Genomic DNA, 25,293 nt, shown 5'->3' with positions numbered 1-25,293 from the left:
CGGGGCTATTGCCGCGTGAGCGGATCAATCCGGGCAACATCCAGTGCTGCGCCGCTATGACAGAATCGGTCAGATCTCCCGCATATTCGGGGGTGTGCACCGGTCCGGAGGGGGAGCAGCCCAGACATGTTCGAAGCCGACATCCGGCGACTACGTACGCTGTCGACCACGGTGAACACCGTCGCAGCAGAGATCGACAAGATCGACGTACGGACCAACGGCAACAAGCTCGTCGAAGCACTCCCGGGCTGCGCGGTCGGTCCGGCATGTGTTCAGTCGGGCGAGTTCATCGAGGGCGCGTGGCTGCGGATCTCGCAACGGCTGCAACAGCTTTCCTCGATCGTGGGCGTGAGTACCACGGTGTTCCAGGCCTCCGACGAAGAGTTCAAACTCCGGCTGGACACGATGGACTTCAAGACCCAGGGTGAGAGCTGATGCCGACCCGCAAACAGGTCGAAGATTGGAAACTCGGCAAGCTGTCGGAGTGGGCCGGCGAGATCGAGCAGGACACCCAGCACTACGACTCCCAGCTCGGACTCATCACGAATCAGTTCGCGGATGTGGCGTGGTCGGGAAAGGCCAAAGACGCTGCCGCAGATCGGTTTACCGAGGAACGTGATCAAGCCCGCCGACTCGGTCTGGAAATAACCGATGTCGTGAACGCGCTTCGTGCAGCCGATACGCGGCTGACCATCGAACGCCAGACCCTTCTCAACCGCGTCACAGACGCGGAGAAGGACACCGAGTCACCACTACAACTCGCCGTAGGCGACAACTGGGCCATCTCGACGAAAACAGCCATCGCCAACGGGAAAGTGCCTACTGATGACGTCAACAAGGCCAAGGCTCGTATTACCCACCACCAAGGCCTCATCAACACCGCGTACTACGCCCTCACCGCCGCGGTCAGTGAGGTCACCGCGGCTATCACCTCCGCGTCGCAGGAAGTCAGAGTCCGAGGCGACCAATTAGCTCGCGGAATCGATGTCGCGGCAGACGATTTCAGCGATTCCGCCCAGCTCGGCGCCGAGGACGGCAAAGCACTGTCCGAGGCCATCAAACCGAACGGCGAGATCGACGAAGCTGCCCTCGATCGCATCGCCAGCCAGCTGCCGACAGGCATGCTGAGCGAGAAAGACCTCAAGACTCTGGCAGACGGTGGAGATGTTTCGACCCTTCCGCAATCGGTGCAGGACTACTACAAAGAGTTCTACAAATCCGCCGGCAAGGATGGGATCTTGGCGCTCAACGAACGCCTTCTCAAGCAGGAAGAGGCCGGCAACCCTCTGGCGGCGGGGCGCCGCGACGCACTCGCCAATGGCTTGCTCGTGGTATCGAACGAGAAGATCGGTACCGGGCGCAATCCCGACGGCACCCTCAAATCCGCTGGCACCTATGAGAACGTTCCCAAATCGGTCCGCGGATTGATCGAAACACGATTCCCTCTACCCGATGACGCCGATCCCTCGCAACCCAACTACCGCGCCTACCGAGGAACCGACGAGAGCGCTCGCCTCGGTGAAATCGCTTCCCTGTCCAGCCTTCTGGGAGAGGCCAGCCCCGGGTACCAGCCCGGCACCAAGATGGGTACCGAGCTGATCCAACAGTCCTCCTACCTGATGGGCGATGCCAAAGACGACCTGAAAGGCACGAACTACATCGGGGACGTGAAGGCATCGATGGAGCCGACCGCAGCCCGCCTCGTCGACATCGGCGGGCGCAACGAGGAGTCCGCCTACCAGATCCTCACCGGCGACGGCATGCCCGAGGACTACGACCCTCAGAAGGTCGCCGGGCCGCTGCTCAGCAACGACTGGAGTGATATTGACAAGGGACGCAGTACATCTCAGCTCCTTGACTGGATCGGACCCGATTCACAGAGTGCCGACGAACAGCAAGCCGACCGCGCACAGGCCGCACTGAAGGCGCTGCCCAACGTTCTCGTGCCGCTGGACGACAGCAACCTGCCGAGCGGTTTCGGCGACATGAACGAGAACTTTGTGAAGAACCCCGAACTGGCTTCGGCTTTGAGCAAAGCACTTCAGCCGAATCTCACCGCTTTTGGTGATCCCAACAACGCTGATGGGTTCTATTCAACCCATCTCGAACCTCAGGAGGGGATGCCTGATCGGGCTCGGTTCGGCGTTGTGGATGCAGACCGGCTGCTGATGTTGGCCAATGCCAGCGAGGAAGGGCGGCTCGGCCTGCAGACCGCGCTGAACTTGCATCAGACCGAGATGATCACCAAGGCCCTGGGTGGCGACCCCGACCACAACGCCAATGTCGGAAAGCACCTCGGCAACCTCACTGGCCGTATCGACACAGGCATGAATAACGCCCTTCTCTTTCAAGAAGGTCAGAAGATCATTTCGGAGAATGAGCGCCTGCAATCTACATATGAGATGAAGAAGGGTGGCGCTGAGATAGCCTCGGAACTCCTGGCCGAGGCTATTCCTATCAAACGGGGTGGACCCATCGGTGAAATGGTCGGTCAGATGGTGATCGGCAAGGCCTCGGAAGCGCTGATCGATCAATACATCAAGGAGCCCGAACTGAAATCCATCCCGATCAAGGATTGGGAGGCGTTGCAAACCGCGGGGATCAACAACCTGAAGTCGCGGATGTTGAACGCAGAGTGGATGGCGACGGGGAATCTACCTCCCGGGCTCGTCGATCAGAGTGGCCGACCGGTCGGCTGGACACCTGAACTCGCTAGCAGTCTGGAAACATCGGCGACCAACTTGTTCGTCGACCGTGGATTATCACCTGTCGTCAATAATTTCGGAAATGCGTACGCTAGCCAGTTGCGAGATCTCTGGACATCACAGGCGCAGATAGACGCCTTCCTTGCCGGCGCCATGGTTCCAGGGGCCGCGAAGTGAGGCGTCGGCTGCAGGGTGCGGTCTGGAGCTTGCCCCTCGTTGCGTTGGCAGCAGTCTGCATCGGTTGCGAGAAGGACGCGGAACCCCTTTCGCGACCCACCGCAGTGGAGTCGTTGCACACTACCGCCGAGTTGTGTGCGCAAGTCCTGCAGGGCGCGATTGAACGGGGTGTACCTGACGCCCAGGTTGACGAGTCATACCTGAGAAAAGCGATGCCACGCGGACAGGGTGTCCAAGTAGTCGTCGGAAAAGACGACTCCTGCGGAATTTACGGGAAGAGCCTCCACGCTGGAGAATTGGGAGACAGCCCCACGGCCGCACTCGGTTTCAAGCTGGAGATGAATCCGACCTACGACTTGCCTGATCGGCCACACAGGGACCTGAAGTCGATAGAGGGCCTGCCTGAGCCGGTCTCAGTTGCGAATCTGACGTCCGTCCCCTGGACTCAATTCGCAACAAATATCGATGGATGGCGGGGCGTTCTTACGATCCAACCGTACGGAATGGGTGTCGATCCGGACAAGTTCCATATGTCCGACGATGACCTCAAAGCATGGGCTGAGCTTCTTATCAGGCTGGTAAGGAACCTCGGGCAATGGGCCGCCCGGTAGCCTGGACGAACGGTTCCTCATGAGGGTCGGCTGAAGCGTTCGTGGTCGGTCGGCGTCAGCTCGGTTACCAAATATCCAGCCATCCCGGCCGGTCCGGGATATCGAACGCCGCGTACCTCCCGCGAAGGAACACGGGCATCGTTGTGCCCGTGGGGAACTCGGCGTACAGTGCCCTGGCCCGGCGGTCACGGAACTCGACAAAGCTGTATCTCTTGCGCACCCGCAAGGTCTCGCCTGTCTCGGGTTGGCTGACCAACACGTCGAGACTCACCTCCCGCTGGGATACCACACTCGAACCCAGCGTGCGCCGGTAGTTCGAGTCGACTACCGAGCCGATGCTGTGAGTTCCGTTCCGCCGCAGATACTCTCGCCGGCAGCGCCACGCTACTCGCAGCAGCAGCGACCACGAAACAAGTCCGATGATGATGCCGCCCATGAACCCGAAGAAGGGGCCGATGTCGGCATTGACCTGCTGGCCGATCCGGATCCCCTGGCCAGTCACCGCCAGCACGAACAAGACACACCCCGCGCCAACGCCGAGCATCCACACGAGGGTGGCGGGGCCACCCACCACTTTGCGCACCTGACTCACCACACACCTCTCAACATCGAGGTCTACTTCTACCCACTACTCCCCGGGCGGTCGTTGATGTCCGCATTCCAGCTCGGCGCCGGAATGGTCGCGAACCAAAGCCAGCGCGCCGGCCCAGACGACCATGCTTCCTCCGTCGAGCCAGGAAACGTCGAAATGTGCCCCGCACATCGACTCGGAGTACTGGCTTTCGTCGAATTCGATAGTGAACGCTTCCCTTGGGCGCATCCAATAGTCTTCACCCAGAGGTTCCATCCAGACAGTGATCATCTTGTCGTCGAACGGGTTGGTCACTCTGAGTTTGAGCATGACGGAAGCGTAAGGCAGCCAGTCGTCGGCCGGACCGCGCGCGGCTTGGGTCCTCAACCGACCGGGACTGCCCGATGTACGCAGCTGCCGCGCCAGAAGGTTGCTAGCGTGACGCGGGCGACAGTGTGACGCGCATTGCATTACACGCAACTTTGAGTAACATTAAGTGTCATTTTTGGCGATATGCAGCTGAAATACCATGCGCTTGACCCTCAACCCTCAGGAGGAACGATGATCGGCAATGCGCGTCTACTCTTGGTTGCTGCTGTGTTACCCGTGCTTGCTGTTGCCGCGTGCTCGAGCGGAGATAGCAAGGACGTGAGTTCTTCGTCCACCACCACCGCTACCGGACCGGCGACCCCGGCCCTTGACGGCGATGACCCCGGCGAGACGAACGGCGCTGTACGGATTCCATTGGGACAGACGCGAACGGTACAGGTTCCCGCTGACGCGGTGGTCGACATCAAAGGCAATGCCGATTGGACGCAGGCCGACCTGAAATGCACTGCGGTCACCGCGTCGGGGCAGCAACTCGACCTGCTCGCACCGCCGGCGGACGCGCAGCCCGAATCGGCTGCTCACGGTGGCACCTGGTTGCCGCTCTGGACGGTCTCGGCACCGGCCGGCGAGATCACAGTCGGATGCGACGGCGCCAGTGACCGTGTCGGCAATACCAGCTTCGTGCGCGTGGTCCCACGAGGGCTGATGCCCTGATCTCACCCGAACATCGCTCGCTCATGTGCTCGAGCCCTGCAGAGCAGGGCGTCATAACGGCATCGGAGACGGGCTGGTGAACGATTCACCAGCCCGTCTCCGCGCAGGACCCCCTGCCGCCAACCCCTAAGAACTCAACTCTTGTTGCGGTACAGCTGGTGTGGCGGAGGCCGCCGTGCGCCGGCCGGGCAGCGAGGCCGCGGCGAGCACGCCGAGCAGGGTGAGGGCGGCAGCGAGCAAGACCGTCTCGCGCAGCCCGCTCGCGGCTGCGAGCCGGACGGCCTCGACGTCGAGCCCAACCGCATCGGTATTCGCGATGCCGACGAGCACCGCCAGCCCCGCCCCGACTCCGACCTGCATCGCGGTGTTGGCCATCCCGCCGGCGCTACCTTGTTCCTGTTCGGCGACACCGGTTCCCGCGGCGGCGAACATCGTCGGGAAGACCGTGCCCATCCCCGCGCCGTAGACCAGGATGCCGGCCAGGATCGTCCAATAGGAGCCGTCGGCAACCATCCCCGCGGCGAGTAGCCCGCCGCCCGCCGCCCCGAGCAATAGGCCGACGATCAGGACGGTACGGATGCCGATCCGCGCGATCAGTCGCTCGGCGACGATGTTCGCGACCGCGATGACCACCGACAGGCTCAGGAACACGAGCCCGGTGACCAGCGCGCTGTAGCGCCACACGTTCTGCAGGAACAGGGTGAGGAAGTAGACGATGTTCTGCATGGTCGCGCCGAAGACGAAGATGACGGCGAGCACCGGCGCCAGCGCACGGGCCAGCCGCATGGGCATGAGCGGGCTGGGACTGCGAGTTTCGATGAACAGGAACGCGGCCAGCAGCAGAACCGCGAGCACGCCTCCGCCCAGCACGGGTGTCGAGGTCCAGCCGGACTCCGGCCCCTGCGCCACGGTGAATACCAGCAGCGTGGTGCCCAGGGTGCCGGTCAGCGCGCCGGGTACATCGAATCCGCGCCCTCGATCGCGCGGACCGTCCGCGCGTAGCAGCGGGAACGCCGCGACCACACCGGCGACGACGAGTGGAATGTTGACCAGAAAGACTGCCTGCCAACCGAATACATCGGTCAGCACGCCGCCGAGGAGCGCGCCGAGGCTGAGTCCGCCCGCACCGGCCCCCGCCCAGACCGTGAGCGCTCGGATCCGGGGCCTACCCTCCTCGAACATGGTGTTGACCAGCGACAGGGTCGCGGGGAACAGCAATGCCGCGCCGACACCCTGTAGCGCCCGGGCGGCGATCAATGCGGTAGTGGTGTCCGCCCAACCGCCCAGCAGCGATGCGGCACCGAAAAGGACCAGGCCCAGGACGAACATCCGCCGCCTGCCGAGCAGGTCCGCGGATCGTCCGCCGAGCAGTAGCAGCCCGCCGAAGAAGATGGCGTAGGCGCTGACCACCCACTGCATCGAGTGCGTGGAGAATCCGACCTCGCGGGCGATGTCGGGCAGGGCGACGTAGATGATCGTGAAGTCCAGTGAGGTGATCAGGCTGGAGAAGGCCAGTAGCGCCAGGGTGGCCGCCGAGTTGTTACGCATGGGGTGCCTCTCAGAACGAGTAGGGGCGAGTGGTGCGGGCGTCGTGCAGCGCGCGGGCCCACCAGGTGAGCTGGTTCAGCAGTGCTGTCGCGGCAGCACCCGCACCCGCGCTGTCCAGCGGCTGGCCGTCGTCGTCGAATTTGCTCCAGCAGGAGTGGAAGCTGACGCTGTCGCGGATGGCGATGGCGTGCAGCTCGCCGAATACCTGGCGCAGTTGCTCGGCGGCCCGCAGACCACCGGAGACGCCGCCGTAGCAGACGAAGGCGACCGGCTTGGCCTTCCACTCGTCGACGTAGGAGTCGATGGCGGTCTTGAGCGAGGCGGGATAGCCGCGGTTGTATTCCGGCGAGACGATCACGAAGGCGTCGGCCCGAGCCAGCCGCGGCGCCAGGGCCCGCACCGCCGCGCTGGAGTCGTCGAGGATGTCGGGTAATGCGGTGTGCGCGAGGTCGATCAGGTCCAGGGCGAATCCGCCGTGCTCGATCGCCCGGTCCCGAAACCAGTGCGCCACAGTCGGTCCGAAGCGTTGCGCCCGTGTACTGCCGATGATGATCGCTACCCGCAAGGGTTCGGTGGTCTGCATCGAATCTGCCTTTCTGGATGGTCTTTGTGCCGCAACGACCTTCGCCGGACCGGCTTACACCCGGCCTACAGCCGCCCTACGCGGCGATCGAGACCGACCGAAAGGTCCGTATCGTCACCCAGATGAGGTTCGGTGTGCTCGGCCCACTGCTGGTGTGGACGGATCGGGGCGAGCCCGTCGCGATCCCCGCGGGGCAGGTGCGCACGGTGCTCGCCGTACTTCTCGTGCATCGGGGGCGTGCGGTGTCGACCGACCGGCTCGTCGACGTGCTCTGGCCACAGCGGCCGCCCCGGGACGCGGCGGCCGCGCTCCAGGTCAAGGTCTCGCAATTGCGCGGTGCGCTGGCCGCCGCCGAGCCCGCCGCCCGCGCCTGGGTGGTCTCCCGGCCCGCCGGCTACGCCCTCGAGGTCGCGCCCGACGCGGTGGACGCGGGCCGGTTCGAGGCGGCGCTCGCGCTGGCCGCCACGGATGCGCGGACCCGGGCCGACACTCTCACCGCCGCTCTGCGCCTGTGGCGCGGTGGCCCGTTCGCCGATGACACCGACGCGGAGTTCGCGGCCGTCGAAATCGCCCGGTTGGCCGAACTTCGACTGTCCGCGGTGGAGGCGCGCGCCGAAGCCCTGCTCGAACTCGGTGAATACGCGGACCTGGCAGGCGAATTGGCGCCGCTGGTCGCCGAACATCCACTGCGCGAACGGTTACGGGCGGCGCACCTGCGCGCGCTGTACCGCTCCGGACGACAGGGTGAGGCGCTGGCCGGTTTCGCCGAGTTGCGCGGGCTGTTGCGTGCCGAGCTCGGCGTCGATCCGAGCCCGGAGCTGGTCGCCGTGCATCAGGCGATCCTCGCCCAGGATCCGCTGCTGGGGCCGGGTCCGGCCGCGGCGCCGACGAACCTGCCCGGGCAGCTGACCGAACTGATCGGCCGGGCCGAAGCCGCGCACGAGGTGCGGGCGCTGCTCGATGCGTCCCGGTTGGTCACGCTGGTCGGGCCGGGCGGCGTGGGAAAGACGCGGCTGGCGATCGAGGCGGCCCGCACCCTCGTCGGCGACCGGGCCGGCGTGTGGTTGGTCGAACTGGCGGGAATCGACTCCGGTGCGGGCGCTTTCGCGACGATCGTCGACACCATGCACGCGGTCTTGGGTATCCGCAACGACATTCGGCCCGCCGCCGATCCGGTCGACCAGCTGATCGCCGTGCTGGACGGCAAGAACGTGCTGCTGGTCCTGGACAACTGCGAACATCTGGTGACCGTGGTCTCGGGACTCGGCGAGCGATTGCTGCGTTCGGCCGGGGGGCTGCGTGTGCTGGCCACCAGCCGGGAACCACTGGGTGTTCCGGGTGAAGTCGTGTATCCGGTTGCCGCCCTCGACCTTCCGCACGCGCCGGCGGATATCGGCGCGGAGGCGCTACCGAAGTTCAGCGCCGTCCGCTTGTTCACCGCACGAGCGGCGGCCGCCGCACCCGGGTTCACCCTGGACGCGGACAACGCCGCGGCCGTCGCCACTATTTGCCGCAGGCTCGACGGTCTGCCCCTGGCCTTGGAACTGGCCGCGGCCCGGGTGCGGGCCCTGGGCGTCCGCGAACTCGCCGCCCGCATGGACGACAGATTCGAGCTGCTGGTCGCCGGGCACCGCAACGGCCACGATCGGCAGCGCACCTTGCGCGCGATGATCGACTGGAGCTGGGAGCAGCTGACCGAACCGGAACAGACTGTGCTGAGCCGGCTTTCGGTGCACACCGACGGTTTCGCGCTGGCCGCCGCCGAGCACGTCTGCGCGACCGAGGAGCTGTCGACCGGGCGCGTTCTCGATCTGGTCGCCCGGCTGGTGGATCGCTCCCTCGTCGCGATGACCGATACCGGCGCCGGACCGCGCTATCGACTGCTGGAGTCGGTCGCGCTGTACTGCTCGGAACGTCTGCTCGAGGCCGGTGCAGCCGACGCCGTGCACGCGGTACGGAACGAGTACTACGCGGCGCTGGCCGAGCGGGCGCGTGATCAACTGCGCGGCGCGGACCAGCGGCGGTGGCTCGCGGTGCTGGACGTCGAGTACGCGAATCTGCGCTCGGCGGTGCAAGACTCGGTGCGACGCGGTGCTTCCGGCGTCGCGCTGCGCCTGGTCGACGCCCTGACCTGGTACTGGTTTCTGCGCGGGCGGATCGGGGAGGGCATCCGGCTGCTGGACCTGGCGCTCGGTGCCGAGGGCGCGTCCGACCCGGTGTTACGGGCCCGGGCCAACGGCTGGCGGTCGGCGCTGATCCTGCTCGGCCGCCGCGATGCGGACCGGTCGGCGCTGGTCAGCGCCGGGCTGGCGGGTTTCGACCGGGTCGCCGGCCCGGCGGCCCGTGCGTTCATCGAATGGCTGCTCGGCGAGGTGCTGCTCGGTGGCGGCGATCAGTCGGTCAGCGCCGAGCTGGCGGGGCGTGCCCTGGCCGGATTCGGTGCCGCCGAGGATGATTGGGGCCGGGCCGCGGCGCTGAGCAGCGCCGCCCACCACGCCATGCTGCGCGGTGACCTCGCGGCCATGGCTCGCGACGCCACCGAAAGTGCCCGGCTTTTCGCGGTGCTCGGTGATCGGTGGGGGCAACTGCGTGCCGCCGAACTGCTGGCCCGCAGAGCCGAAATCGTCGGCGACTACCCCGAAGCCACCCGGCTGCGCCGGGACGGCCTGGGCCTGGCCGAGGAACTCGGACTCTGGCCACGGGTAGCCGACATGCTCTCCGGGCTGGGCCGGCTGGCGCTGCTGGCCGGCGATCTGGACCAGGCGCACCTGCTGCACGAGCGCGCGTTCGCCCTATCGGTGGATCAGGGCCACGAACTCGGGCGGGTCTTCGCCGAGGTCGGCCTCGGCCTCGGCGCCAGGCGCGCGGGCCGGTTCGAGGATGCCGAAAGGTATACCCGAGCGGCCCTGGACTGGAATCGCGGCGTCGGCTACGCACCCGGAATCGCCCACGGCCTCGCCGAACTCGGCTTCCTCGCCGAACTGCGCGGGGACGCCGAACAGGCGCGAGTTCACCACGACGAAGGCATGGCAGCGGCCCAGAGCACCGGTGACCCGCGCGCGGTGGCACTCGCGCTGGAGGGACTCGCCGGGGCCGCCGTCCTCGCCGGGCACACCGCGCGAGCGCGAGAACTCCTGGCGGAGGCGGCCACGGCGCGGCGCGGCGCGGGCGCGCCGCTGCCGGAAGCGGAACGGTTCGACGTCGACCGGATCGAGGCGGCTATGCGGGTGGCCGAGAACTCGCCGACAGCGGAGGATTAGGTCCTGGTCGAGCCTAGAACCAATTGACCTTTCGCTGCGTCGCTCTGGAATTGCCTGACAATTGCCCGGATCCGGCTCGAAGGCCGCACCGCATCTAGCGCGGAAACGGCAGCGGCAGTTAGGAACTCGTGCTTATCGGCGGCATCGCGCCTAGGATCCGCCTCGTGAACGCACAGCAGCAGCTCGACGACTGGGTGAACGGCGCACACCCACGGGTCGCGGCCCTCGAGGACCTTTTCGCCGTCGGCGAGGGGCTCGAAGCCCCAGGCGGCGCCCTGGCTCGGCTGGAGGCGGAGCTACTGGAGCAGTTCGCCGACCCGGACCAGGCGGCGACGGCCCCGCCTCTGATCGAGGCCGCGGCCGCGTTCCTCGGTGAGGCGCTGTTGCGGGTGTCCGGCGGTCGCTGGGCCTGGGTGGGCGGGGCGCCCGCAGTGGCGCCCGGCCAAGGAGTACACCCCCGGACTGGACGAATTCACGCCGGCGCCGTCGGCGTTCCTGGACTCCTGGCTGGCCGAGCGGGAACGCGAATTCCCGGCCTGGATCGCCCGATTCGGCCCCGGCCGGGACTGGGATTTCGCACCCGCGTCGATCGAGGACCTGGTGGCGGCCGTGTTCCGGGTGACGCCCACCGAGGAGGCGTTCGAGGCCGCCGAGAACGCAGACTTCGCTGCGGGCGCGCAGTGGTATTGGGGCGAGCTGCTGCGCCGGGCCGTTTCCGCACGCTGGGTTCACGGGCCCGGCGTCCGCGGCGAGGGCAACGCATACGCCGGCTACTGCTACGTGTTCGAGCCCGCAACCAAAGGCACCTGCATCCCGGCCCTGAACCTGGTGTACATGATCGAACTCGAGGACCGGTCCTACCTGCGCGATCTGTACGACGCCTGGAGGCAGATGTCCTGATCCAGCGTGTCCGACGTTGCTCGATCGGCCATCGACTACGGATCAGGCGTGTCGATCACCCGCCAGTGCCACTGCTCGACTTCAGCCATCCTCCCTTGTTCCTTCAGGAGCGCGACCACCGCCTGGAATGCCTCAGGCACGCGGGCGTCAATCGCGCGCTGATACCACTCTTCGGCTTCGGCCACCCGGCCGTGGCGTTTCAGCAGGTCGGCCAGCGTGAGCATCGATGGGCTGTCACCCAGCTCGGTCGCCTTCGCCAGCCAGGCGGCCGCCTCGTCGATACGCTGCCCTTCCTCGAACAGGACGACGAGATCGATGATCGCGTTCCTGTCACCGTTCTCGCCTGCCTTGGCGAACCATGCCTCGGCTCGGCTGAGCTCACCCAACTCCTTGAATATCTCGGCCAGGAATGTCATCAGAACGGTGTCATTCGTGGCCTCGGCGCGCTGCTCGAGCGCCTGTGTTGCCAGTCCGAGGAGGTCTCGTGCGGCGTCGACCACCGACTCCTCGCCATCGATTCCGCGCTCGCGAATGGTGCACGACAGGGGCTCATAAGTCTGTGCGTCGTCCAGCGTCGAGTAATCGGGCAACTCGTAACCGATTGCGTCGGTATCAATCATCGCTCGGAACGCTCGATTGCCTTCGGTCACAGCGTGCGTGGTGAACTCGCTCGAACTCACGAACCCGCCGACTGTGAGCCCGCACGCCACGATGATTGCCGCACTACTCATCCTCGATCATCCCAGCCCCGCATCAATGTGGATCTGCTTCGAATACACAGTTACTCAACCAAACTCGCGGCCACGGTGGCAACGCGGCAGTGCAGCAGGCGTCGCGATCGAGAACCGGGCCGCAACCATTTCTCGGGACCTTCGTGTCCCGACCTAGCCGAGCCTGACCACGCAACATTTCGGTCGATGCCCCTATTTGGCGTTTCCGTGCGATTCGGACCCCACCGTCCATCGGAAGGGGGAGACAATCTGCCAACGCCGTACGATTGGCCTGACTATCACGGCGAAGACGAACGGCGGAGGCGCCACATGACCGACGAGGAAATCGTCGTCTCGTTCGCCCTGACCAGACTGGATGACGCGAACAGCGACCTCGATCTGGAAGACGTTGCCGCACTGGTAGTGCGCCGTCTAACCCCCGATCAAATACTCGACCTAGCCACCCGCAATCTGGCTGCACGAAATGAGCTACGGGGGGCGTTATTCGAGTCCGCGGTCGAGCACGTGCTCAGAATCGTCCTGACCGCCCGAGGGCCTGCTGAATAACGGAGCGACATAACGAAGGGCAATCCCTTGGCGGCGGCCACCGTTCGGCTGGCACTGGTGATGCTTCAGCAGGTAACCCGGTACGCGGCCAGGCTAGGGCTCATTGCCCGCGATCCGGCCGAGTACGTCGAAGCATTTCGACAACGCCCGACCAAGCTGACCGGGCATGAGGTGCGGATGACAACCAGCGTCTACAACGAAGGCCTTGCCGCGGCTGCGGCAGCCCTGTTCGAGCTCCGATGCTTAGGCAAGTTCTTGGCAAGTTGACCTGTACCAACGAGAAAGGCCCGGTTCGAAAACCGGGCCTGACCTGCCATTCCAAGGTGGAGCTAAGGGGACTCGAACCCCTGACCCCCACACTGCCAGTGTGGTGCGCTACCAGCTGCGCCATAGCCCCTTGGTGGACGCTCCCGGGCTTCCCCGTTCGCGCTTGAATGAAGTTACACGACCGGGTGTGTGGAAACCAAATCGCCTAGATGTGGGCTGGCGGGAGGGGGTTTAGAGACGTAGAATCGAACGTATGTTCGAACTCAAAGGGCTGGCTGACCTGGACTTCGGGGCCATGAGTGACGAAGGACTCATCGAGGCGCTGCGGGAGGTGCATGGGGTGGCCGCGGCGGCGCAGGCGGCTGAGGTGGGGGCGGTGCGGGAGTTGTATCGGCGGCATCGGGCGCGGAGTGTGGAGCCGGGGCCGGGTGGGGTGCGGGCCGGGGAGTTCGCGGCGACCGAGGCGGCGGTGGCGTTGCATGCCGATGAGGGGACGGCGGCGGCGTTGATCGATATCGGGTTGGCGTTGGAGGAGGTGTTGCCGCGGACGCGGGAGGCGTTCGGGGCGGGGCAGATTGATTTGGCGAAGGTGCGGGTGATCGTGGACAGCACGCGGGCGCTGGCCAAGGAGATGGTGGCGGTGCTGGAGCCGCGGTTGATCGAGGCGGCGGGGCGGACTAATCCGGCGCGGTTGCGGCAGGCGGCGCGGCGGTGGGCGGCGCGGCTGGATCCTGGTGGGGCGCAACGGCGGCGGGAGGAGCGGCAGGAGGAGCGGGATGTCCGGATTCGGGCTGTACAAGACAGTATGGCGGTGTTCGACGGGCTGCTGCCGGCGCCGGGGGCGCAGACGGTGGCGATGCGGCTGCGGGAGATGAGCCTGCAGGTGTGCGCGCAGGATCCGCGGACCATGCCGCAGCGCCGGGCCGACGCCCTGATCGCGCTGGCGGACGGTTCCGGTGGATTACGGTGCGGTTGCGGGCGTGGGGACCGGTGTCCGGCGCAGATCCGGGCCGGGTCGCCGCGGCGTCCGCTGATTCAGATCGGGATTCCGGCGGATTCGTTGTTCGGTATGCAAGAGGCGCCGGCCTTCCTCGCGGGTTACGGGCCGATCGATGCGGCGCTGGCGCGCATCCTGTCCGAGCACGCGCGATTCGAGGTCATTCCAGAGCGCACTCCGGAACCTGTCGCCGCCGCGGAAGCTCTCCCCTCGCCGCGACTGGTCCGCGAGGTCCGCGCGATCGACGGGATGTGCCGTTTCCCAGGCTGCGTACTACCGGCCGCCGAGTGCGAAGTGGATGCGCGGGCCACGCCCCGGTCCGGCCTCGCGGTGCTGTGCAGCCGTCACCATCGCCTGAAATCCTTGTCGGACAACAAGAAACAGCCTTGGCGCGTCTGGCGCGCCGACACCGACCGCCTGCAATGGACCACCCCGAACGGCGACATCCACACCAGCATCCGCGAGGGCGCTCGATACCTGTTCCCGCACACCGACATCGACGCCCCACCCGTGCCCGCGCGCACCGGCTCCGATCCGCGCCATCCCTCCCCCTTTCACGCGGACTCCCCAACCCCAGAAGACCTCGCGTACCCGGTCGCCGGTCCCCTGCACCGCCAACTCCGCCAGATCGCCCCTGAGGACGAGATCCCCGACTCCGCATAACAACACGAGGCCTGAAGCCCTGAACATTCGTCAGGACCGCCCTGCGTCGCTGCGAGCTCGGCCCCCGCCGTGATAGTGGGTCGATCACGACGATGCCCGGGGCCAAACTGCGGATCAAGGACCTCGTATCGCCCTGTCCTGTGCACAACCAGTGCGCCGTGCGCCGTGGCCTGATCGCGCACGGCTGCGGATCAGGCTCGGCCTCAGCGACTTTCGATGATCACAGGCGCCCAGCCCCTGGACCGCCGTTAGGAACCCCCGGCGGCTGAACAGGTCAGCGCGACCTAAGGCGCGACCTCACCGACCCAGTTCTGGTTGTTCATGTCCAGCCGCTTCGTTCCGTCGAAAACGGATGGGGTGGCGACCTTTCCGTCGTTGAGGCCCCTCAGGGCTTCGGTGGCGGTCTTGGCATTCGCCTTGGCGGCTTCGACTTTCGCGCCGGAGGCTATGCATTGGACGGCGTCGGCGGAGGCGCCGGATTCGCGGGCGATGTCGGCGAGCTGCTGGTTGGTGAGGTCGCTGTCGCCGCCTTCCTTGGGCTGCTTGCTGGTGAAGAGGGTGTGCTGGAACTGGGAGTAGACGGGGCCGGAGCCGGACGCGGCGACGCATTCGTCGGCGGCGATGGCGCGGGTGGAGTAGTCGCCGCTCGCGGATTGCTTGTCGAGGAAGTTGACGTAGTGGTAGCGGATGGCGAGTTTGCCTTCGTCGAGTTTCTGCGCGAGTTCCTGGCCGTAGGCGCGCTCGACCATGGCGCAGGCCGGGCACAGCGGGTCTTCGAAGACGTCGATGGTTTTCGGGGCGTCCGGGCGGCCGAGCAGGACGGTGCCGTCGGCGCCGAGCACGGAGACCACGGCGCTGTTGTGGACCGTGCCGTAGCCGTCGTTGCGGACGGGCAGCTCGTCGTGGCGGCCGTTGCGGACCGCCACGATCACGATGGCGACGACGACCACCAGCGCGAGGGCGCCGAGCGCGTAGGTGGTCGCGCTGGACATCGGGCGCGGGGTGTAGTTCGAACGCGAATCGCTCACGCCGGATACTTTGCCGCATCGGCCGCCCACAGCCGCCGCCGGGCGGCACCGACACGCGGACTGCCGGCTCTCGTTACCGGGATCCGACTTTGGTTCGCTCCACATCGGGCTCATCGAAGACGCCCGCGCTCCGCTGCATCGGCTCGGGAACGAGCACCCATGCCGCCGCGGCGGCCGCCAGCAGCGCACCGGTGGCGGTGAGCGCCACCTCGTAGGAGGTGAATTCGGCGAGCGCACCGACGGATACCGCGCCGATCACCGTGCCGAGATCGCCGGCCATCTGGAATCCGGCGAGGACCGGCCCGCCGCGCGCCTTCGGCCCGATGATGTCGGCGAGCGCCGCCTGCTGACTCGGGGTGAGCATGCCGGATCCGATACCGGCGATCACCGAGGTGATCAGCAACCACAGCAGGTTCGGCGCGAAGCCGAGACCGGCGGTGCCGAGCGCGCAGATCAGCGCGCCGGCGATCAGGAAGGGCTTACGCCCGAACCGGTCCGAACCGCGACCCGCCAGAAACAGCACCGCCACGTTGCCTGCCGCGAACGTCGTCAACGCGACACCGGCCATTCCGCTGGGCAGCTTCAGCACCTCGACGACGAGCAACGGCACCAGCGCCATGCGCACACCGAAGATCGCGGCCCCGTTGGCGAAGTTCGACCACAGCACCGCCCGGTACTCCGACCGCTCCATCGCCTGCCGGAACGACATCACCTGCAGCACACCGCTCACCTCGGGCGCGGCCAGCGTCGAATTGCGCAGCGCCAGGTAGACCGCGGCGGTTACCGCGAGCAGCGCCAGCGCGTAGATGACGAACGGCGCGCGCACACCGAGCCCGGCCAGCGCGCCACCGACCAGCGGCCCGCTGATCGACCCGACCAGGAAGCTCGTCGACCACACCCCGGACACCCGTCCGCGTTGCTGCGGCGGGGACATCCGGATCACCAAAGCAAGCGCGGACACGGTGAACATGGTCGACCCGATACCGCCAACCGACCGCAAAACCAGCAACTGCCAATAGGTCTGTGCCAACGCACTCGCACCGGTCGACACAGCGACTATGAGCAACCCGCTCAGATACACCCAGCGCTCACCCAGCCGCTGCACCAGCCGCCCGCTGAACGGCGCGAACAGCAACCGCATCAACGCGAACGCACTCACGATCGCCGACGCAGCCGCCACACCAACCCCGAAGCTGCGCGCGAACTGCGGCAGCACCGGCGCCACCAAACCGAACCCGAGGGCGATCACGAACGAGCCCCCGACCAGCACCCAAATCTCAACAGGCAATGGTTCGGCCCGACTCCGCCCCGACCGCACCGGTTCGCGCACCGTCACCGAATCCGCAGGCGCCACCGTCCCATCGATCGCCGGATCCCCTGCCGCCACAGCTGCGCCCGTGACCGAATCCCGAGCCGCGGTAGCTGCACCACTCGCCGAGTCCCCAGCCACGACAGCCCCATCCGGCACCGAACGCCCGGTCGTCACAGCCGCACCGGTCGCCGGACCCGCACCTACGACAGCCTGGCCCTTCACCAGATCCCCAGCCGCCGCAGCACCATCCATCACCGGACCCTCAGCCGCGGCCTCATCCATCGCCGGATCCCCGCCCACGACAGCCCCTTTGGTCACCAGATCCCCAGCCGCAACAGCCTCATCCATCGCCGGATCCCTGCCCGCGGCAGCCCCATCGGTCGTCACCAGATCCCCAGCCGCGCCAGCCCTGTCCGTCGCCGGGCCACCAGCCGCGACAGCACCATCCGGCACCGAATCCCCGGTCACCCCCGCACGACCGGCCACCGGACCCCCTACCGCTTCGGGACCCGGCGCATCCTTACTTGGCACCGGACAGCGCCTGTCCGACCATTTCCTCCGCGGCCGCCTGCACCTGGGTCAGGTGCTCCGGGCCGTGGAACGATTCGGCGTAGATTTTGTACTTGTCCTCGGTGCCGGAGGGGCGGGCGGCGAACCAGGCGTTTTCGGTGGTGACCTTCAAACCGCCCAGTGGCGCGCCGTTTCCGCGGGCCCGGGTGAGGACGGCGGTGATCGGCTCGCCGGCGATCTCTGTGCTGGCAATCATGTCCGGGTTCAACTTCGCCAGGCGCTCTTTCTGTTCCGCGTTGGCGGGTGCGTCTATCCGGGCGTAGGCGGGGCTGCCGTAGCGGCGCTCCAATTCGACGTATCGGGCGGACGGGCTCTGGCCGGTGACGGCGGCGATCTCGGCGGCGAGCAGCGCCATCAGGATGCCGTCCTTGTCGGTGGTCCACACCGTGCCGTCGTGGCGCAGGAATGACGCGCCCGCGCTCTCCTCGCCGCCGAATGCCAGGCTGCCGCTGAACAGTCCGGGCACGAACCATTTGAAACCGACCGGCACCTCGTGCACGTCGCGGCCGAGCACGCTGACCACCCGGTCGATCATGGACGAGGTGACCACCGTCTTGCCGATCTTGGTGAGCGCGTCCCAGCCCATCCGGTTCGCCACCAGGTACTCGATGGCCACGGCCAGGAAGTGGTTCGGGTTCATCAGCCCGCCGTCGGGCGTGACGATGCCGTGCCGGTCGGCGTCGGCGTCGTTGCCGGTGGAGATGTCGTAGTCGTCTTTGATCGCGACCAGCGCCGCCATGGCGTAGCGCGAGGACGGGTCCATCCGGATCTTGCCGTCGGAGTCCAGCGTCATGAACCGCCAGGTCGGGTCGACGAACGGGTTGACCACCTCGAGTTCGAGGTCGTACCGCTGCCCGATCTCCTCCCAGTAGTCGACGCTGGCGCCGCCCATCGGGTCGGCGCCGAGCCGGATGCCGGCGCCGCGGATCGCGTCCAGGTTCAGCACATTCGGCAGGTCGGCGATGTAGTGGTCGAGATAGTCGTAGCGCTCCACCAGGGTCCGCATGGCGTTGCGCAGGGTGGTGCGCTTGACCTCGGTGAGACCCGCACGCAGGAGCTCGTTGGCGCGCGCGGCGATGGCGTCGGTGGCGACGGTGTCGGCGGGACCGCCGTGCGGCGGGTTGTACTTGATGCCGCCGTCGCGTGGCGGATTGTGCGACGGGGTGACCACGATGCCGTCGGCCTGATGCTTGGTGCGCCGCCGATTGTGGCGCAGCACCGCGTGACTCAGCGCCGGCGTCGGGGTGTAGCGATCGCGGGCGTCGACCACGGCGGTGACGCCGTTGCCCGCCAGCACCTCCAGCACCGTGGTCCAGGCCGGTTCGGACAACGCGTGCGTGTCGCGCGCCAGATACACCGGGCCGGTGATCCCGCGCGTGGCGCGGTACTCCACGATCGCCTGGGTGACGGCGAGGATGTGCGCTTCGTTGAACGCGGTGTCGAGGCTGGATCCGCGATGGCCCGAGGTACCGAAAACCACCTGCTGCGCCGGGTCCTTCGGATCCGGGATGCGGCTGTAATAGGCCGTCACCAGGTGCGCGATATCTTCCAGGTCGGTCGGGCGCGCGGGACGCCCGGCTCGATCATGGGCCATGCTCGGGTCTCCCTTCAGTGTCGGCTGCGCCCGGCTCGTCATCAGGATCATGTCCACAACCCTTGGGTTACAGACGCGGCAGCGAACACCGCGGCCAGGCCGGCCGCCACGTTGAGCACCACGTTGCCGCACGCGGACGCGTAGGCACCGTCGGTGACCAACTGGATGGTTTCGTACCCGAACGTGCTGTACGTGGTGAGCGCACCGCAGAAGCCGGTACCGGCGACGGCCAGCCAGGATCCGTCAACCCCGGCGCCGATGAGAGCGCCGAGCACCGCCGAACCGACAATGTTAACGGTCAATGTGCCCCATGGCAGCCGGGATCCGAAACGGGCCGCGACGGCCTGGTCGAGGAGGTATCGAGCCGGTGCGCCGAGCATGCCGCCGAGCACCACCAGCACCCCGTTCATGGGTTGTCCCCCTTCGCGTCTCGTCGGTGGCCCGGTCGGCCCTGCTGTCCCCGCCTACGTCCTGTCATCATCTGCGCGGCCGCCATGCCGAGCAGCACCGCGGCCAGCGCCGCCACCACCGTTCCCCCGAGATAGCCGAATGCCACGGCCGTGTCACCAGATTCGAGCAGTCTACGAATTTCGAGGCTATAGGTCGAAAAAGTTGTGAAGCCGCCCAGGAATCCGACGCCGAGCAGCGGCCTTAGCAGCCGATGAGCAACCAAAACCTCGGTAATCAGGAACATCAGTATCCCGATCAGGAAACAGCCGCCGACGTTGATCATGAACGTGGACCACGGAAAGCGTCCGGGCAGCACCGGCCAGAGCTCGCCGACGCCGTAGCGCGCCACCGCGCCGAGTCCGCCGCCGAAGGCGATCGCCACCAGCACCATGGGCTCGACGGCCGGAGTACGGGTCCGCGAACCCATGTCCTGACCTCCTGCCGCGCCGAATGTCATCGCGCAGCATGGTATCGGTAGGACCGCGCGGTACGGTCCCCAGGGGACGCCACGCACATGATGAACAGTGTCGTTCGTTGACTTGCGCGCCGCTACCACGTACTTATTCCCACGAAGGTTTCGCCGAAAGTTCCACCGATTCTCCACACCCTCATACCGGGAGCGAAGATGGCGGCACGACAGGCAGTTCCGGCACCATGTCATGACCCGGCGACCACTCCGCCGCAAACCTCCAGCGTGCGAGCGCTGCGCCGGGTCGCGGTACGCGCGCTGACAGTGGTTGCGGCGACCGCGCTTTCGAGCGGGCTGCTCGGCGCACCGCCCGCGACGGCGGCGATCTACCCGATCCCGGATCCCGACGCCTTCTACTGGGCGCCCCCGGATCTGGCCAATTTCCAGCCGGGCGATGTCATCCGCAGCCGGCCGGTCCCGGCGGCGGGCTTTCCCGGAGCGACGGGCTGGCAGTTGTTGTTCCGCTCCAACGATTCCCATGACAACCCGATCGCGGCCGCCACCACCCTGCTCATCCCCATGGGCGGCGCCGGCAGCAGCGACACCGGCAGTGCCGGCGGCCGCCCGCTGCTGTCCTATCAGCCCTTCGTCAATTCGCTGGGCGCCCAGTGCGCGCCGTCGCACAGCCTGTTCAACGGCGAGATGCAGGAGGCGATGGCGCTGAACATTCCGCTGGGGCGCGGCTGGGCGGTGAACGTCCCCGATCACCTCGGCCCGACCAGCGCCTACGGCGCCGCGAAGCTCGGCGGCAAGATCACCTTGGACAGCATCCGCGCGGTCCGGCGTTTCGAACCGGCGCATCTGGCCGACAGCCAGGTCGGCCTGACCGGCTACTCCGGCGGCGGCATGGCGACCGGTTTCGCGGCGGCACTGGCCCCGGAGTACGCACCGGAGCTGCCGATCGTCGGTGTCGCGCAGGGCGGCGTCCCGGTGAACATCGGCAAGCTCGCCCTGGAGATGGGTCAAGCCCCGCACGCGCTGTTCGGTCTCGGCTTCGCCGCCGCGATGGGCTTGGAGCGGGAGTACCCCGCCGAGGTGAACATGGGGCCCAAGCTCAACGACGCCGGTCACGGGCTGCGCAACCAGCTGGCCAACGCCTGCGCCGGTGAGATCATCTCCGCGGGCGCGAACCGCAGCTTCTACGACGTGTTCCTGCCCGGGGAGACCCAGGCCGGCCTGAGCAACCAGGACCCGACCCTGATCCGGATCCTGCACGAGAACAGCCTGGAGACCTACCCCGGCGTCCCGCGCGCGCCGGTCTACGAGTGGCACGGCGAAGCCGACCAGGTGAGCCCGCAACTGGTGCGAGAACTGGCCGGCCGCTACTGCCATGCGGGCACGCCGATGTTGCTGGAGATGGTGCCCGGCGCCGACCACGCCACCGCCGTCATCCAGGGCCTGCCGAACGCGTTCATGTACATGTCGGATCGTTTCGCCGGACGCCCCGCGCCGTCGAACTGCTGAATCGCGTCCACCCGAACGGCCCCGCACCGATCGGTGCGGGGCCGTTCGCCTGCCCAGTGCCCTAACGGAGATTAAGTCTCCACTTATCCGATCCGTTGCTAGCATCGAGTTGTGAATCAGGCCACTACTCCCGCTCCACCACGGCGTTTGCGCGCCGACGCCGCCCGCAACCAGCAACGGATCCTCGCCGCGGCGGCCGATCTGTTCGCCGAGCACGGCTTGGAGATCACCCTCGACGACGTCGCCGAGCGCGCCGGAGTCGGGGTCGGGACGGTGTACCGCCGCTTCGCCAACAAGAAGGAACTGATCGCGGAGGTCTTCGCGCAGAAGATCGACGAGTTCGCGGTAGCCGCCGAGGACGCGGCGCGGCACGAGGATCCGTGGCTCGGGGTGGTGCAGTTCTTCGAGTACGCGTGCACCCATCTGGCAACCAATCGCGGCTTCAGCGATGTCCTGCTGGAACTCGAGGACGACCTGGAGCGATTCACCCAGGTCCGCGACCGCATCAAGCCCACGGTCGGCTTCCTCATCGACCGCGCCAAGGCGGCCGGCGCGCTGGCGCCCGGCATCGACCCGTCGGACTTCTTCGCGCTGATCCACATGGTCGACGCGGTGGCCGAATTCGCCCGGCCGGTCAACTCCGAGACCTGGCAGCGTTATATGGCGATCACTCTCAACGGCATGCGCTCGGACGCGGTGCCGCGGCGCCCGCTGACCGTGCCGCCGCTGACCGACGACGAGGTCGAGCAGGCCAAGGGCTGCGCGGGCAAGCGCCGCTAGCCGAAAATCCACGAAGCAGTAGCGCGGGTCACAGAGTTCCCTTAAAGTTGGTCACATGACCAACTCGTGGGTGAACTGGGCCGGCGATCAGCGCTGCGCTCCAGCCGATGTCGCCGCACCGCGCAATCGCGACGAAATCGCCGAAATTCTCGCCCGCGCGGCCGGCCAGGGCCAGAACGTCCGCGTCGCCGGCGCGGGACATTCGTTCACCGACGCCGTGCTCACCGACGGCACGCTGCTGAACCTGTCGAACATGAACCGCATCCTCGAGGTCGACAGCGCCTCCGGGCTGGTCCGGGTCGAGGGCGGCCTCACCCTGAACGCGGCCAGCAACGCCCTGCACGCGTCCGGGCTCGCCTTCCCCAACCTCGGCGACATCGACGTGCAGACCATCGCCGGCGCGACCGCCACCGGCACCCACGGCACCGGCGCGGGCCTGCAGAACATCTCGGCCGCACTGCATTCGGTGGAGCTGGTGCTGGCCGACGGCAGCGTGCTGGAACTGAACGAGGCCGCCGATCCGGCGGGCTGGCGGGCGGCGCGGGTCAGCGTGGGCGCGCTCGGCGTGGTCTCCGCGGTCACGCTGCAACTGGTGCCCTCGTTCGTGCTGGAGGGCATCGAACGCCCGGTCCCGGTGGAGGAGATCCTCGACGACCTCGACTCCCACGTGGACGGCAACGAGCACTTCGAGTTCTACATGTTCGCGCACAGCCCGCTGGCGATGACCAAGCGCAACAACAAGACCGAGCTGCCCGAGCAGCCGCGTGCCAAGGCGATCGACTGGTTCGCCGACATCCTGATGTCGAACTACATGTTCGACGGGCTGTGCCGCCTCACCAAGCGGCAGCCGGGCCTGATCCCGTGGATCCATCGCGGCGCGGCCTACGCGGGCAGCTACCGCCGCCAGGTCGACCGCTCCTACCGGGTCTTCGCCTCACCCAGGCTGTTCCGCTTCACCGAGATGGAATACGCGATCCCGCGCGAACATTCGGCCGACGCGATCCGCGAGATCAAGGAGCTCGCCACGAAGTACCAGACCCCGATGCCGATCGAGGTGCGCTGGGTCGCCCCCGACGACGCGTTCCTGTCCCCCGCCGACGGGCGCGACACCTGCTACATCGCGGTGCACCAGTACCAAGGCATGGAGTGGGAGTCGTTCTTCCGGGCCTGCGAGGCCGTGTTCGATCGCTACCAGGGCCGCCCGCACTGGGGTAAGCGGCACTTCCAGACCGCCGACACGCTGCGCGAGCGCTACCCGCACTGGGACGAGTTCGCCGAGGTGCGCCGGCGCTTCGATCCGAAGGGGCTGTTCGCCAACCCCTATCTCGATCGGGTTCTGGGGCCGGTCGGCTAGGGATTCCCGCAGGTTTGACGGAACGGGATTCCGGGCAGGCTAGAGAATGAGAGGATGTTGGTCTAATCTTCTCATTGTCTTGAAAAGGACGATCAAAGGAGATCGCGATGACTGCCGCCCTCGAATCCACCGCGCGGGAACTGCCCACCCCCGGCCCGATCGGACCCGGCACCCGGATGTGGGACGAAACGGGACTGGTGACCTTCTCGCTGACCGCCGGCTCGGCGTTCCTGTTGCAGACCATGGAACCGACCATCTCCGCGGTGGTCGACGCGCACTCCACCTTCCGCACCGACCCGATGGGCCGGGCGCTGCGCAGCATCTCCTCGGTGATGATGTGGGTGTACGGCGGCGAGGAAGCGCTCGCCGAGGCCGACCGGCTGCGCGCCATGCACGCCTCGCTCAACACCACCGACGCCGCCGGGGTCAAGCACAAGGCGCTGGCCTCCGGGCCGTGGGCCTGGGTACTGCACACCGGCACCTTCGCCTTCACCGAGAACGCGAAATACTTCGCGCGCCGGCCGCTCAGCTACGCCGAGAAGGAGGCGTACTACCAGGAGACGGTGCAGCTGATGCGCAATTTCTCGGTGGCGCCCAAGGAGATTCCGGAGGACTTCGCCGCCTTCGAGAAGTTCTTCGCCGAGATGGTGGACAACCAGCTCGAGTCCACCGGCACCGCGCGGGACTACCTGCGCGTCATCCGGTCCGTCGCGCCGCCCAAGCAGTTGCCGCGCGCGCTGGCGCCGGTCTGGCGGGCCGCGGTCGCCCCGGTCGGCAAGTTGCAGTACTTCGTCACCGTCGGCACCACGCCCGAGCCCGCCCGCCGCAAACTCGGCTTGACCTGGTCGGAGGCGGACGAGCGCAAACTCCGGGCATTGGGCTGGCTGATCGCGCGCACGGTGCCACTGCTGCCGGAACGGGTGCGCTACTTCCCGATCGCCTACGAGGCCCGGCGCCTGGAACGGGACCGCGTGCGCCTGCGCAAGATGATCGACCTGCGTCCGCTCTGAGACGCCCGCGCCGGGCCCGCCGAATGCGGGCCCGGTTTGCTGTAGTACCGCCCGAGCTGCATAGCAATCTTTCGGCAAGCTGAACCGAGGTGTCTCGAACGCGCCGGAACCGGCCCATCTGCATGAGGCGAGAACCCGTATCCCTTACGCTACGACAGCGTTTCGGCCCACGACGTCGCGTTCGTTGGGCAGACGGCACAGCCCTGGTAGCTCTCCTCACCCCCGAAAGGCGCTCGATGGCCCACACACCCAGTGTGCTGTTCGTCTGTGTGCACAATGCCGGCCGTTCCCAGATCGCGGCCGGATTCCTCAGATCGCTCGCCGGGGACCGTATCGAGGTGCGTTCGGCGGGCAGCGATCCCGGCGAGACCCTGAACCCCGTCGCGGTCGCCGCGATGACCGAGATCGGCATCGACATCTCTGAGGCCGCCCCGCAGCGACTGACCGACGAGGCCGTCGGAGTATCCGACGTGGTGATCACCATGGGCTGCGGCGACGCCTGCCCGTACTTCCCGGGCATCAGCTATAGAGACTGGGTGCTGCCCGACCCGTCCGGGCAGTCCATCGAGGTAGTGCGCACGATCCGTGACCACATCCGGATCCTGGTCGAGAACCTCATCGCCGAACTGGTGCCCGCGCCGCACTGAGTCCGATTTCTT

The 25,293-nt window shown here is 67.1% G+C and carries 23 protein-coding genes and 1 tRNA gene; 13 read left to right on the top strand and 11 right to left on the bottom strand.

Going from position 1 to position 25,293, the window contains the following annotated elements; genetic code table 11:
* The first annotated feature begins 126 nt into the window (after positions 1 to 126).
* Positions 127 to 435, top strand: coding sequence for a hypothetical protein (locus AB0M14_RS25345; protein ID WP_364998852.1), 309 nt, complete (start codon positions 127 to 129; stop codon positions 433 to 435).
* Positions 435 to 2,882 carry a hypothetical protein gene (locus AB0M14_RS25340; RefSeq protein ID WP_364998850.1) on the top strand — a complete coding sequence of 816 codons (2,448 nt, stop codon included), beginning with the start codon at positions 435 to 437 and terminating at the stop codon, positions 2,880 to 2,882. The genes AB0M14_RS25345 and AB0M14_RS25340 overlap by 1 nt, the downstream gene beginning before the upstream one ends.
* Positions 2,883 to 3,557: 675 nt before the next feature.
* Here AB0M14_RS25340 and AB0M14_RS25335 read toward each other — a convergent pair.
* Positions 3,558 to 4,010 (bottom strand): hypothetical protein, encoded by a 453-nt coding sequence (locus tag AB0M14_RS25335; RefSeq protein WP_364998848.1) that lies wholly within the window; start codon positions 4,008 to 4,010, stop codon positions 3,558 to 3,560.
* A 111-nt stretch (positions 4,011 to 4,121) separates the two neighbouring features.
* Complete coding sequence (locus tag AB0M14_RS25330; protein ID WP_364998846.1) at positions 4,122 to 4,394, bottom strand: hypothetical protein; 273 nt, start codon at positions 4,392 to 4,394, stop codon at positions 4,122 to 4,124.
* A 231-nt stretch (positions 4,395 to 4,625) separates the two neighbouring features.
* Here AB0M14_RS25330 and AB0M14_RS25325 point away from each other — a divergent pair, with 231 nt between their 5' ends.
* On the top strand, positions 4,626 to 5,108 hold the full coding sequence (locus AB0M14_RS25325; protein WP_364998845.1) for a hypothetical protein: 483 nt from the start codon (positions 4,626 to 4,628) through the stop codon (positions 5,106 to 5,108).
* A gap of 126 nt (positions 5,109 to 5,234) precedes the next feature.
* On the opposite strand, the gene AB0M14_RS25320 is transcribed toward AB0M14_RS25325, so the two are convergent.
* Both AB0M14_RS25320 and AB0M14_RS25315 read right to left on the bottom strand, forming a co-directional pair.
* Positions 5,235 to 6,656: an MFS transporter gene (locus tag AB0M14_RS25320; RefSeq protein ID WP_364998843.1), complete on the bottom strand. Its 1,422-nt coding sequence runs from the start codon at positions 6,654 to 6,656 to the stop codon at positions 5,235 to 5,237.
* Between the two features lie 10 nt (positions 6,657 to 6,666).
* Positions 6,667 to 7,239 carry an NAD(P)H-dependent oxidoreductase gene (locus AB0M14_RS25315; protein ID WP_364998841.1) on the bottom strand — a complete coding sequence of 191 codons (573 nt, stop codon included), beginning with the start codon at positions 7,237 to 7,239 and terminating at the stop codon, positions 6,667 to 6,669.
* 122 nt (positions 7,240 to 7,361) lie between these two features.
* Between AB0M14_RS25315 and AB0M14_RS25310 the strand changes: the two genes are divergently transcribed.
* Both AB0M14_RS25310 and AB0M14_RS25305 read left to right on the top strand, forming a co-directional pair.
* Positions 7,362 to 10,499 (top strand): BTAD domain-containing putative transcriptional regulator, encoded by a 3,138-nt coding sequence (locus AB0M14_RS25310; protein ID WP_364998839.1) that lies wholly within the window; start codon positions 7,362 to 7,364, stop codon positions 10,497 to 10,499.
* Between the two features lie 372 nt (positions 10,500 to 10,871).
* Complete coding sequence (locus tag AB0M14_RS25305) at positions 10,872 to 11,399, top strand: hypothetical protein (RefSeq protein WP_364998837.1); 528 nt, start codon at positions 10,872 to 10,874, stop codon at positions 11,397 to 11,399.
* 35 nt (positions 11,400 to 11,434) lie between these two features.
* On the opposite strand, the gene AB0M14_RS25300 is transcribed toward AB0M14_RS25305, so the two are convergent.
* Positions 11,435 to 12,130 (bottom strand): hypothetical protein, encoded by a 696-nt coding sequence (locus AB0M14_RS25300; RefSeq protein ID WP_364998835.1) that lies wholly within the window; start codon positions 12,128 to 12,130, stop codon positions 11,435 to 11,437.
* 309 nt (positions 12,131 to 12,439) lie between these two features.
* Between AB0M14_RS25300 and AB0M14_RS25295 the strand changes: the two genes are divergently transcribed.
* Entirely contained in the window at positions 12,440 to 12,676 is a 237-nt protein-coding gene (locus AB0M14_RS25295) for a hypothetical protein (RefSeq protein ID WP_364998833.1), read from the top strand.
* Between the two features lie 27 nt (positions 12,677 to 12,703).
* Positions 12,704 to 12,943, top strand: a complete 240-nt coding sequence (locus AB0M14_RS25290; RefSeq protein ID WP_364998831.1) for a hypothetical protein — start codon at positions 12,704 to 12,706, stop codon at positions 12,941 to 12,943.
* Between the two features lie 57 nt (positions 12,944 to 13,000).
* Here AB0M14_RS25290 and AB0M14_RS25285 read toward each other — a convergent pair.
* Positions 13,001 to 13,073, bottom strand: a tRNA-Ala gene (locus AB0M14_RS25285).
* 123 nt (positions 13,074 to 13,196) lie between these two features.
* Here AB0M14_RS25285 and AB0M14_RS25280 point away from each other — a divergent pair.
* On the top strand, positions 13,197 to 14,603 hold the full coding sequence (locus AB0M14_RS25280) for a DUF222 domain-containing protein (RefSeq protein WP_364998829.1): 1,407 nt from the start codon (positions 13,197 to 13,199) through the stop codon (positions 14,601 to 14,603).
* Between the two features lie 284 nt (positions 14,604 to 14,887).
* On the opposite strand, the gene AB0M14_RS25275 is transcribed toward AB0M14_RS25280, so the two are convergent.
* The 5 genes from AB0M14_RS25275 to crcB (AB0M14_RS25255) all read right to left on the bottom strand — a co-directional run bounded on the left by AB0M14_RS25275 (position 14,888) and on the right by crcB (AB0M14_RS25255) (position 20,014).
* Positions 14,888 to 15,595, bottom strand: coding sequence for a thioredoxin domain-containing protein (locus AB0M14_RS25275; RefSeq protein WP_364999069.1), 708 nt, complete (start codon positions 15,593 to 15,595; stop codon positions 14,888 to 14,890).
* Between the two features lie 109 nt (positions 15,596 to 15,704).
* Positions 15,705 to 16,919 carry an MFS transporter gene (locus AB0M14_RS25270; RefSeq protein ID WP_364998827.1) on the bottom strand — a complete coding sequence of 405 codons (1,215 nt, stop codon included), beginning with the start codon at positions 16,917 to 16,919 and terminating at the stop codon, positions 15,705 to 15,707.
* A gap of 544 nt (positions 16,920 to 17,463) precedes the next feature.
* Positions 17,464 to 19,107 carry a phosphoglucomutase (alpha-D-glucose-1,6-bisphosphate-dependent) gene (gene pgm / locus AB0M14_RS25265; RefSeq protein WP_364998825.1) on the bottom strand — a complete coding sequence of 548 codons (1,644 nt, stop codon included), beginning with the start codon at positions 19,105 to 19,107 and terminating at the stop codon, positions 17,464 to 17,466.
* Positions 19,108 to 19,154: 47 nt separating this feature from the next.
* The gene (crcB, locus tag AB0M14_RS25260; protein WP_364998823.1) at positions 19,155 to 19,517 is read right to left on the bottom strand and encodes a fluoride efflux transporter CrcB; all 363 of its coding nucleotides are present in this window, start codon (positions 19,515 to 19,517) and stop codon (positions 19,155 to 19,157) included.
* Complete coding sequence (crcB, locus tag AB0M14_RS25255; RefSeq protein WP_364998821.1) at positions 19,514 to 20,014, bottom strand: fluoride efflux transporter CrcB; 501 nt, start codon at positions 20,012 to 20,014, stop codon at positions 19,514 to 19,516. Before crcB (AB0M14_RS25255) ends, crcB (AB0M14_RS25260) begins: the two co-directional genes overlap by 4 nt.
* Before the next feature lie 168 nt (positions 20,015 to 20,182).
* Between crcB (AB0M14_RS25255) and AB0M14_RS25250 the strand changes: the two genes are divergently transcribed.
* The 5 genes from AB0M14_RS25250 to AB0M14_RS25230 all read left to right on the top strand — a co-directional run bounded on the left by AB0M14_RS25250 (position 20,183) and on the right by AB0M14_RS25230 (position 25,281).
* Positions 20,183 to 21,490, top strand: coding sequence for a lipase family protein (locus AB0M14_RS25250; protein WP_364998819.1), 1,308 nt, complete (start codon positions 20,183 to 20,185; stop codon positions 21,488 to 21,490).
* A gap of 111 nt (positions 21,491 to 21,601) precedes the next feature.
* Positions 21,602 to 22,270, top strand: coding sequence for a TetR/AcrR family transcriptional regulator (locus tag AB0M14_RS25245; protein ID WP_364998817.1), 669 nt, complete (start codon positions 21,602 to 21,604; stop codon positions 22,268 to 22,270).
* Positions 22,271 to 22,325: 55 nt separating this feature from the next.
* Positions 22,326 to 23,624 (top strand): D-arabinono-1,4-lactone oxidase, encoded by a 1,299-nt coding sequence (locus AB0M14_RS25240; RefSeq protein ID WP_364998815.1) that lies wholly within the window; start codon positions 22,326 to 22,328, stop codon positions 23,622 to 23,624.
* A gap of 107 nt (positions 23,625 to 23,731) precedes the next feature.
* Complete coding sequence (locus AB0M14_RS25235) at positions 23,732 to 24,634, top strand: oxygenase MpaB family protein (protein WP_364998814.1); 903 nt, start codon at positions 23,732 to 23,734, stop codon at positions 24,632 to 24,634.
* Between the two features lie 236 nt (positions 24,635 to 24,870).
* On the top strand, positions 24,871 to 25,281 hold the full coding sequence (locus AB0M14_RS25230; protein ID WP_364998812.1) for an arsenate reductase ArsC: 411 nt from the start codon (positions 24,871 to 24,873) through the stop codon (positions 25,279 to 25,281).
* Positions 25,282 to 25,293: the final 12 nt, after the last annotated feature.

Origin of the sequence: Nocardia sp. NPDC051832 (genome assembly GCF_040681285.1) — a bacterium.
Taxonomy (GTDB): domain Bacteria; phylum Actinomycetota; class Actinomycetes; order Mycobacteriales; family Mycobacteriaceae; genus Nocardia.
Note: the sequence above shows the minus strand (reverse complement) of the source record. Positions and strands in the feature narration are given on the sequence as shown.